This is a genomic window from Izhakiella australiensis (assembly GCF_002006995.1).
In the GTDB taxonomy this organism is placed as follows: Bacteria; Pseudomonadota; Gammaproteobacteria; order Enterobacterales; family Enterobacteriaceae; genus Izhakiella; species Izhakiella australiensis.
Window position 1 is genome coordinate 1 of record NZ_MRUL01000039.1, and the last position, 8,271, is coordinate 8,271.

Here is an 8,271-nt window from a genome sequence, read left to right on the forward strand (position 1 = left end):
ACATTATGCGCACCAATGCGCATGTAGATGAAATGTGCCGCGATTCGTTGACACTGGTCGTCAACTGACTACTATCGATGATGATTCTACGTTACCCGTTTCTCCAGACGAACCAGAATCAAATGCAGTAAATGAACGGCCTGACTTCACCACTCAGGCTTGTTCATCCCATCACTCGCCCTTTATCGTTGGTAAATCTGTACCTGATAGACGCGAATCAAACACAATTTCTTCATTACCATCAATAAGATGCCGGACAATCTGGTAATCCGATTCAGGGTTATCGCTCTCAGCTTCATAAGCAGCACGGAACGCTGGATCGTCTAATAAGCTTTTTTTCAGCTCCTGATGCGTGGTAAATTTTGTCATGAACAAGCCCCGATGAATGCTGCCGCGCCGAATCAGCTATAACGCCAGAAATGAAAACTGTTCGGCTTGGCCAACCCCGGACAGTACCAAAACGAGTTTTGACACTGACCGGCGTTATGATTGAAAAGATTTCGTGCGCACGAAATTTTAGCAGCTAAAAAGCACGTTAAGTTATCCGCCCCTGATTCATAAAGAATTAGCATAACCCGCACTTCATGGCTTACGGGACGGGGCTTACGCACCCATCCCGCAATCCATTACAGCGCGCGAATGATATGAGCGGTCAGCAAAACATACATGATACGCTGCTCTGTACTGTCAGCCTTACTCGTGAAAAGCCAGCCGATAAGTGGGATTTTGCTGATAAATGGCACCGAACGGTCGGCATTACTGGATGACGTATCAATCAGGCCACCCAGTAACAGCGTCTGACCGTCCTTAATCTGAACGGTAGTCTGTATCTGTCGCTGATTAGTAATAATATCGGATGCCTGTTCATCATTGCTAATTGAGTCGGCACGGGTATCAATCGTAAGAACAAGCTGACCGTTCCCCATAACAACAGGCGTCACCTTTAGAGACACGCCAACATCATGACGTTCGATAGTCTGGAATGGATTATTTACCCCAGCAGATTCACCCGTAACCTTGCCTGTGATAAAGGGTACATTTTTACCAACAGAAATGTACCCGGTCTGGCCAGACTGGGTAAGAATTCGGGGCGTCGAAATCACCTTAGAGCGGGAGTTACTCTGTACCGCACGCAAGGATAAGGCCAGTACGTTACCATCAAAAATGCCAAAAGAGCCTCCCGCCGTCGACAATGCACTACCCAACGCCGAAGTATTAAAGCCCCCTGCTACCTTATGCCCGGATGCAGAACCGGCAGCAAACGACAAATCAACACCATCGGATAAGCTGGTTTCAAACATCAGCGACTGAATTAAAACCTGATCGCGAGCAACGTCTACCGAATTGATAAAATCAGTCAGAACTGGCAGCAACTCGTCAGGTGCAGAAACGATAAGCGAATTGTTGCCGGGATAGTCGACGACATTACCACCGCCATTAGAATCGAGGTAAATTTTTACCAGTTGCTGAACATCAGACGATCGTACTTTTGTCAGCTTAAAATTTCTGACGGTAAAAGCCACAGAAACGGGTTGAGAGGATGACTCGGATTGCCAGGCATCATAAAGCTGATTATCTGTATCATCAGATTCAGCCGCCATCTGTGACGGTAGTTTAGACGGCAAAGATACCACAACTGGATTACCTGAAAGCATCACAAAACCGTTGGCATTTAGTACCGATTTAAAAAATTCATCAATATTGGTCGGATTAACATCCGCATTAAAAACTGTCACGGCTCCTTTAACATCAGGATTAACTATGACGGGCTTACCCGTTTTTGATGAATACCATTGCACAAACGAACGAACAGATGAATTATTGAGATTAACGGTTTCAGCAGAAACGCAAAATGAACAAGCAAATAAAAAAGCAATAAAAAGTGAGCGCATTATAATATTACTCCTGACAGGTGACGGTCTGTAAATAACGGCCTTTTCTGATAACAATTCGGCAGGCATCTTTAATATCAACGGAATAACCATCTTTGATTAAATCAAAATACTGGTATTTCATGCCCTTAGCATCAACAAACGTAACGGAAACATCAAAACCGAGCTGAGAGAAAGAGTTAATAGAAAGCCTCGGTAAATCACTGGCACTATCAGGCGTTACCGCCCTCGCCTGTTCAGCTCGAGCAGATTTAATAGCCGAAATTTCATTAGCATTCTTTCCGGATTGTAGCCAGAAGCCAATCCCAAGCCCCAATACCAGAAACGAAAGCATTAATATTAATCGATTAGATTTGCGAAAATAAATTTTCGTCAGGCGCATATAATATTTAAAACCTCTGTTAACAGAAAACTGACCATGAGTGATAAAAGGAGGAAGATATGAGTAAGCACCAAAAGGGTAATTATCTGTAAAAGTCTGCTTGGTATTATAAGCGGAATAAAGGGATTTTCCGGTATATATCCATTTATCAACAGTAATTGAATTTACATTGTCACCATATTTAACAATGCCAAAATGTACCTTTGGTAAGGAAAACCGTGCACCTGAAAGCAGATTCATAAGAGAGCCAATAACAGGTATATTTAATTTATCTGATCGTCGGCAATAAACAACATGTTCAGCAAGGGCTAATCGCGCCTGTTTATCCATGATGGAAATATCCTGAATCAGAAATATGATATCCCAGCCTAATTTACGGGCATGTAAAAACCAGTCAATAACAGGCTGTCTGTCCTTATCGCCCCATGAACGGGAATTAAACCAAGTGCCACATTCATCAAGCACTAAAAGACCATTACAGGATTCATCATAAGAAGTATTGCCCGTCCCAATAACCAATAAATCATTTAACGATGGTTTATCAGGGATGCGAATGACGCGCGTTTTTTTTGCATAGCGACCTACCATCGGCATATTATGTAATTTAAGGTCTAAATTAGTGGCAACAGGACAGCCCTTAGCTAATCTTTCCTGTATTCTGGACACGCTGACCAGTGTTTTACCTGAGCCTAATTTACCTGTTACAACATGAACCGCCATTTATATAACCCTATTCGCATAATCAAGGAATTTTTGTTTTAAGTCGAAGACGAAAACACTAATACGAGTAACCATAATGACATTAACGCAAGCCTGAAAATGGTCAGGTAATACAGATGCCATTAAATGGGAAAAATCAGCAGGAAGACCGTTGTACATAACCTCGGCAAGATATTGCATTAAGAGCGTCACAGTAGTTGTAATTAATGCAACCAGTGCAAAAGCAATCAACCCTGTTTTAGTAGCAAGGCGAGCAAGAAAACTCGCCACATAGCCAATCAATAAAGGAACAAGGCCAATAATAAAACGCAACAGTGCTGGAATACCCAATAAGAAAGGCATTACTCACCCCCTTTACGAAGTAATGAAGTTAAAGACGTAAATACATACCAGAATGTAAGGCAATAAAAAATCCATGAAAGCGCATCTTTAATAGACAGTAATTTATCGCATTCGATATCAATTTGATAAACTTCTCCGGGGAAAATAATAAAGTCAGAACAACCATTACCATTAGGTAAATTAGGAAGCATCGCACCTTTATTTAAAAATGCTTCCCATAATGCCCCATGAGAGTCTTTAGCTATTCCTAATTCAGATCCTGCCAAATTTGAAGCACTGTCTAATTCAGAGTCACCCTTTCCATAACGGGAGTCGCCGCCGGAAGGGTCAGCAAAACGCCCAGCACCGCGGGTAAGATTATTTATAGAGTCACCAAGACGATTTATATTATTTTTAGTCTGTTCATCAGCCGTTTTTTTATCATCAGACGAGGTATCTTTTTCCGTTAGCTTGTCATGAATTTCACTGGCGACTTTAGGCGAAGCGCCCTCGATAGCTGACTGAATGTCACCTTTGGTAAGATTTGAACCATTACCACCGCCAGAACCGCCACCTGAATTACCGCCGCCGCCTGTATCGCCCCCTCCAGTGTCGCCACCACCCGTATCACCTCCTCCGGTGTCACCGCCATCGCCATCGCCATCGCCAGCAGGAGAAGAAGGTTTATCGGAAGGGTCCGCTACTGTTCCGGTTGGCTTCCACGTTGCAGCACAAACAGATCCATCACTCTGGCAAACAATAACGCCAGTGGCTTCGTACTCGCAGCCATTATAATAAATATAACGATCACCAGAATCAGAATAGACATTATTAAACACACCATTTTCAGGTGGTTTTGCTTCACAAATTTCTTCTGGCGTAGGTTCGGAAGGTTTTTCATCGGGAACAGTGCGCTGAATATCGCCAACGATATAAGCAGCTAAAGACCAGAATTTATCTTGTTGGCCGGGAGAACCATTATAAGTACAAGCATCAGCAGTAACGAGACGAAATTCAGAATCAGGCCAGACGCCCTGATAGGTTACTTTAACCTGTTCAAACACACTTTTAGCACTGTCTTTAGCACCCTGACAAGCTGAGGACTGCATAGCGGCATCAATATAATATACAGTGGTTTTAGTACCATCCTGATTTACTATTTGCTTGCTTTCTGAATATGCAGAGCTTTGATAGGTAGATTTAGAAACACTTTCCCATGAGTCAGCATGTGAAAATGAAGGTAAACAAAGAGCGGAAAGAAATAATATTTCCCTTTTCATAATAGCCCGCTTTAATTTGTAGGGGCAACAAGTGCCCCTGATAGATATTAAACAGCTTTTGAGGAGAACTTTTTGAAAAGACGGATAGCCAGACCAGCTCCGACAACAGCGACTACAACAGGCCAGACTTTAGCAATAAGATCGTTAGCCTGAGTTAACAGAGAGTCCATAGCCTGCCCTGCATAATCAGTAGATGCACCTTCACCCGCTGCGAAACAGCTTGCAGAAACAAAAAGTGCAGTTGAAGCAACAGCGATTTTTGATTTTACGGTAGATAAGATTTTCATAAAAATAACTCCATTGATTACATAGATAACTACATTAGACGGTCAGTTAATGATTTAAATGAACCGACCGCATAGAAAAGGGCTAAGCCAAAGGCATAAGCCCCAAAGAAATAGGCAATATACATTAGCGAAGTACCCCCGCCGTTATTGCTCCTAGCCCAAAAGAAATGACAATACCGGACGCTATAAGAATCTGGATTAATTCATCCATATTAATAATCTACTTAGATGAATCTTGATAAGGGACAAGTACTATTTTTCCGACTCTTAGTTTTTGAAAGTCACCTACATAAATACTGGACTCATGAAGAGAGTAAAGCCCTGCCGGATATGGAGGCTGTCCGTTCTCAAGATTAATCTTGAACATCTGTGGATAGTCACCACCAAGGAAAATATACGCTGATTGCTCAGAGATCGTATAAGCTTTGCCAGTTGTTTTAGATACACCGCTACGAGTGTCGGCTACAGCTTGTGATGGTTTAATTTCAATTTTAATCATTACATATCTCCATTAAGCAACTTTTAAATGTGATGGCTTCAAATACCATGATGGAATAACACAATCTTTAACTTTAATTTCTCTGACTTCTCTGGTGATAACAGGTGAAAACTTAGCTACATTGCAGCGCTGCGCAATATCGATACCAATTCTTCTAAGCCTTGCTCGATGAGTCTTTACAGCGGACTTTGAAAAATCGAAAGAGTGACCATGAAACCATTGAATGGCATACATAGAAGTTGTATTAGCCGCTCTTACCGTATCAACAATACCCTGTGAGATTAAATGTTCGCTTATAGTTTCAAAGTCCATAGCATTCACCGATAGTTTTTCATCTAAATTCAAAAATGTATTATGTAACTCGTTTAATATGGAGTAATCAGATAGCCCCCAAAACAAAAGATTATTTTTCTGCAAATAACGTGATTTTAATTTTTGTTCAAAACGAACGATTCCATTTTCTTCGCAATATTCAATTACTTTATTAATATGCTTCACTTGCTCTGAATCAGAGCCAAATTTATTTTTTATTTTAGTCAGGGAATGTAATGCAAGTTCATGCCCTTTATTATAAACAGTCGGGTATATTAAGTTAACATTACCCTTTTTAGACAGCCAATCAACTGACTTACCATTGCTATGAAGTCTAGGAACACTATTTCTATAAGGTTGCGTTGATAAGCCTGATATATATTCATCCTCATTGCCTTTTCCAGTGGATTTATTTGAGGTGATATGTAGCTCACGAATAATTGCACCATCAGAAATAAGCGTTACTTTTTCATTCTCTTTAGTTTGGCTAAAAAAAGTTTTTGTACATTTTGTAAAAGGCGGTAAGCCCAAATCAAAGAGGATGCTGTTATAAACGGCGACACAAGCATCAACAGAAGTCAGACCAAAAAGGTTATCAAGTCTGTTCCAGCGTGAAGGATTGCCCGTAATCTTAAGTACCGAGCCTCTTATAGAGACTGAGACAACATCGCAAAATGAACCCTTATGCTGAAATACTGGCTGGGAAAGTGAGCTACCCTCACCCGTTTCAAGGTGAATGCGCTGATATGCAACATCACCAAGAATAGGGAGCTGATAACCAAAATCCTGTTCAATCGAGAGCCAGTCGTAAAACACCCAAGAACCCCTATGCATGTATGCATGTATGCCGTAAAAAAATAATACCCCATGTGAATGCATGTATGCAAGCATAACTGCATGGGTGTTTGGTACGCATGTATACTCACATACAAATGACCTTCTATGATCCAGGTGAACAAATGCAAAAACCTAAAAGAACAACAATGGCCATCACTGCTGAGCGGAAGATGAAGCTGGAGAGGATGGCGATAGATGCCAGTCAGAAGGCTGGATCACAGATCTCATGGACAGACATCGTTAATCATCTGATTGATGATTATGCAAAAGAAGCCGCAGAAGAGCTTACCGAGAGAGCACGAGTCGAGCGGGAAATCATGACAATGCATCATCGGTAGTATGGGAATCCATACCAAAGTTCGGGTGTCACAGAACCCCGAACCGCTTCGCGGCGATGTGAAGAATTTTAGCGGCTAAAATTTCTATGCAAAAAAAGGGATGAAAGAGATGAGTAGGAGTAACGAAACAAATGGTGTAGAGCTGGTTTTCATTGGTGTGGCTGTTTTTCTTTTGGCGGTTATAGGATGGCTGATGAAAACATTCGATGTTGGATGGCAAACGGCTCTGGAAACGGCCCCAAGCCTGATTGTCTGGATTCTTGCAGTAGGAGCCGGGATCTTCTTCGGGATCAAAATGGAAACTGGCCTTGTTCGCTGGGGAGCGCCATTGGCAATTGCCCTTTTGATTCCGGTTTTCAAACCGATCCTTAAAGAAGCTGCTGGAGTTCGTGACGTTGGCGGATTGGTTTTCGATGATATGGTTTCGTGGTACGGAACTGGTTGGGGAATGTCTCTGATGTTCTTCGGGATTCTTATTGTGGGATATGGGCTGCTTTATTGGTGGCATAGAAGAAATTCATATTATTGGTAAGCAATACATTTTATAGAAGGAAAACGTAATGAAACTAAACCCTGAAAAATACAACAGAAATATCACCTTGTTATGCCCTGTCTGCGGTAATACGGAAATGGAATACTCTGATGAGTCTGAAATTGTAAAATGTACAGGGTGCGGAAAGGAATTGACTAAAGACGAATTAACTCAAGAAAATGGTGCTGCAATCGAAGCGCATGTGGATGAAATAAAACAAGAATTAACTAAAGATATACAAAAGCAGTTTAACGACATGCTTAAAAATGCATTTAAAGGGAATAAAAACATAAGGATAAAGTGATGACAACAAGCGATATCATTGCATCATTAGCCCTTCTGGTAACAATTGCCTGCCAAGTGCGCTCCGAGCTGAAGTCAAAAAAAAGTGATTCTGAACAGCGGGTTATGAAGGATGAACAAGATAGGCTACGTAAGTTGCTTCTTCAGAAAGAAACAAATTCGGCAATAAATGAAATGAAGGCTGAACTTGGTGCTCGTCTTGTTAAGATATCAAAAAATAACTACAGGCTTAAGATATTCAATAGAGGGAAAATTGAAGCCAGAAGCATAGAGATTCAATTTCCAGACAATGACGGTGATGAATATCTTGTCATGCGTGATGTGGCAGATAAATTCCCATATGAAGTGTTGCACCCACAACATGGAATCGAAATAATTGCCTGCATGAGTTTTGAAAGTAAAAGTAAATACAGATTAAAACTCATCTGGGATGACAATTATAAGAGAAGGAACGAAGAGGAATTTTTCGTCTCAATATAAATTGGTTCGCACAATGACATTATGCTAAAGAGGCCGCTGCGGGAGATATTTTCGCAGCGGCCTTTTCAACATAATGCGTCGACATTAT

At 41.3% G+C, this 8,271-nt stretch carries 13 protein-coding genes; 4 read left to right on the top strand and 9 right to left on the bottom strand.

Going from position 1 to position 8,271, the window contains the following annotated elements:
• Positions 1-171: 171 nt before the first annotated feature.
• From BTJ39_RS23580 to BTJ39_RS23620, 9 genes are all read right to left on the bottom strand, one after another.
• The gene (locus BTJ39_RS23580) at positions 172-369 is read right to left on the bottom strand and encodes a hypothetical protein (protein ID WP_372338141.1); all 198 of its coding nucleotides are present in this window, start codon (positions 367-369) and stop codon (positions 172-174) included.
• A gap of 257 nt (positions 370-626) precedes the next feature.
• Positions 627-1,892 carry a secretin N-terminal domain-containing protein gene (locus BTJ39_RS23585; protein WP_078005110.1) on the bottom strand — a complete coding sequence of 422 codons (1,266 nt, stop codon included), beginning with the start codon at positions 1,890-1,892 and terminating at the stop codon, positions 627-629.
• A 7-nt stretch (positions 1,893-1,899) separates the two neighbouring features.
• Positions 1,900-2,994: a zonular occludens toxin domain-containing protein gene (locus BTJ39_RS23590; protein ID WP_078005111.1), complete on the bottom strand. Its 1,095-nt coding sequence runs from the start codon at positions 2,992-2,994 to the stop codon at positions 1,900-1,902.
• Entirely contained in the window at positions 2,995-3,336 is a 342-nt protein-coding gene (locus tag BTJ39_RS23595; RefSeq protein WP_078005112.1) for a DUF5455 family protein, read from the bottom strand. It lies immediately after the preceding gene.
• Positions 3,336-4,595, bottom strand: coding sequence for an attachment protein (locus BTJ39_RS23600; protein ID WP_078005113.1), 1,260 nt, complete (start codon positions 4,593-4,595; stop codon positions 3,336-3,338). The genes BTJ39_RS23595 and BTJ39_RS23600 overlap by 1 nt, the downstream gene beginning before the upstream one ends.
• Positions 4,596-4,642: 47 nt before the next feature.
• Positions 4,643-4,882 carry a major coat protein gene (locus BTJ39_RS23605; protein ID WP_046359125.1) on the bottom strand — a complete coding sequence of 80 codons (240 nt, stop codon included), beginning with the start codon at positions 4,880-4,882 and terminating at the stop codon, positions 4,643-4,645.
• 124 nt (positions 4,883-5,006) lie between these two features.
• A complete protein-coding gene (locus BTJ39_RS25510) occupies positions 5,007-5,093 on the bottom strand; it encodes a tail virion protein G7P-2 (protein ID WP_046359127.1) in 87 nt (28 codons plus the stop codon).
• A gap of 9 nt (positions 5,094-5,102) precedes the next feature.
• The gene (locus BTJ39_RS23615; RefSeq protein WP_046359128.1) at positions 5,103-5,381 is read right to left on the bottom strand and encodes a single-stranded DNA-binding protein; all 279 of its coding nucleotides are present in this window, start codon (positions 5,379-5,381) and stop codon (positions 5,103-5,105) included.
• 12 nt (positions 5,382-5,393) lie between these two features.
• The gene (locus tag BTJ39_RS23620) at positions 5,394-6,509 is read right to left on the bottom strand and encodes a phage/plasmid replication domain-containing protein (protein WP_078005117.1); all 1,116 of its coding nucleotides are present in this window, start codon (positions 6,507-6,509) and stop codon (positions 5,394-5,396) included.
• Positions 6,510-6,652: 143 nt separating this feature from the next.
• Here BTJ39_RS23620 and BTJ39_RS23625 point away from each other — a divergent pair, with 143 nt between their 5' ends.
• The 4 genes from BTJ39_RS23625 to BTJ39_RS23640 all read left to right on the top strand — a co-directional run bounded on the left by BTJ39_RS23625 (position 6,653) and on the right by BTJ39_RS23640 (position 8,183).
• Positions 6,653-6,868, top strand: coding sequence for a hypothetical protein (locus tag BTJ39_RS23625; protein ID WP_046359129.1), 216 nt, complete (start codon positions 6,653-6,655; stop codon positions 6,866-6,868).
• A gap of 109 nt (positions 6,869-6,977) precedes the next feature.
• Positions 6,978-7,400, top strand: a complete 423-nt coding sequence (locus tag BTJ39_RS23630) for a hypothetical protein (protein WP_078005114.1) — start codon at positions 6,978-6,980, stop codon at positions 7,398-7,400.
• A 28-nt stretch (positions 7,401-7,428) separates the two neighbouring features.
• A complete protein-coding gene (locus BTJ39_RS23635) occupies positions 7,429-7,704 on the top strand; it encodes an ECs_2282 family putative zinc-binding protein (RefSeq protein ID WP_078005115.1) in 276 nt (91 codons plus the stop codon).
• Entirely contained in the window at positions 7,704-8,183 is a 480-nt protein-coding gene (locus tag BTJ39_RS23640) for a hypothetical protein (protein ID WP_078005116.1), read from the top strand. Before BTJ39_RS23635 ends, BTJ39_RS23640 begins: the two co-directional genes overlap by 1 nt.
• Positions 8,184-8,271 lie beyond the last annotated feature (88 nt).

Bases quoted from the DNA above. Each gene is read 5' to 3' on its own strand.
- BTJ39_RS23580 (WP_372338141.1), bottom strand. From the start codon at position 369: ATGACAAAATTTACCACGCATCAGGAGCTGAAAAAAAGCTTATTAGAC.
- BTJ39_RS23585 (WP_078005110.1), bottom strand. From the start codon at position 1,892: ATGCGCTCACTTTTTATTGCTTTTTTATTTGCTTGTTCATTTTGCGTT.
- BTJ39_RS23590 (WP_078005111.1), bottom strand. From the start codon at position 2,994: ATGGCGGTTCATGTTGTAACAGGTAAATTAGGCTCAGGTAAAACACTG.
- BTJ39_RS23595 (WP_078005112.1), bottom strand. From the start codon at position 3,336: ATGCCTTTCTTATTGGGTATTCCAGCACTGTTGCGTTTTATTATTGGC.
- BTJ39_RS23600 (WP_078005113.1), bottom strand. From the start codon at position 4,595: ATGAAAAGGGAAATATTATTTCTTTCCGCTCTTTGTTTACCTTCATTT.
- BTJ39_RS23605 (WP_046359125.1), bottom strand. From the start codon at position 4,882: ATGAAAATCTTATCTACCGTAAAATCAAAAATCGCTGTTGCTTCAACT.
- BTJ39_RS25510 (WP_046359127.1), bottom strand. From the start codon at position 5,093: ATGGATGAATTAATCCAGATTCTTATAGCGTCCGGTATTGTCATTTCT.
- BTJ39_RS23615 (WP_046359128.1), bottom strand. From the start codon at position 5,381: ATGATTAAAATTGAAATTAAACCATCACAAGCTGTAGCCGACACTCGT.
- BTJ39_RS23625 (WP_046359129.1), top strand. From the start codon at position 6,653: ATGCAAAAACCTAAAAGAACAACAATGGCCATCACTGCTGAGCGGAAG.
- BTJ39_RS23630 (WP_078005114.1), top strand. From the start codon at position 6,978: ATGAGTAGGAGTAACGAAACAAATGGTGTAGAGCTGGTTTTCATTGGT.
- BTJ39_RS23635 (WP_078005115.1), top strand. From the start codon at position 7,429: ATGAAACTAAACCCTGAAAAATACAACAGAAATATCACCTTGTTATGC.
- BTJ39_RS23640 (WP_078005116.1), top strand. From the start codon at position 7,704: ATGACAACAAGCGATATCATTGCATCATTAGCCCTTCTGGTAACAATT.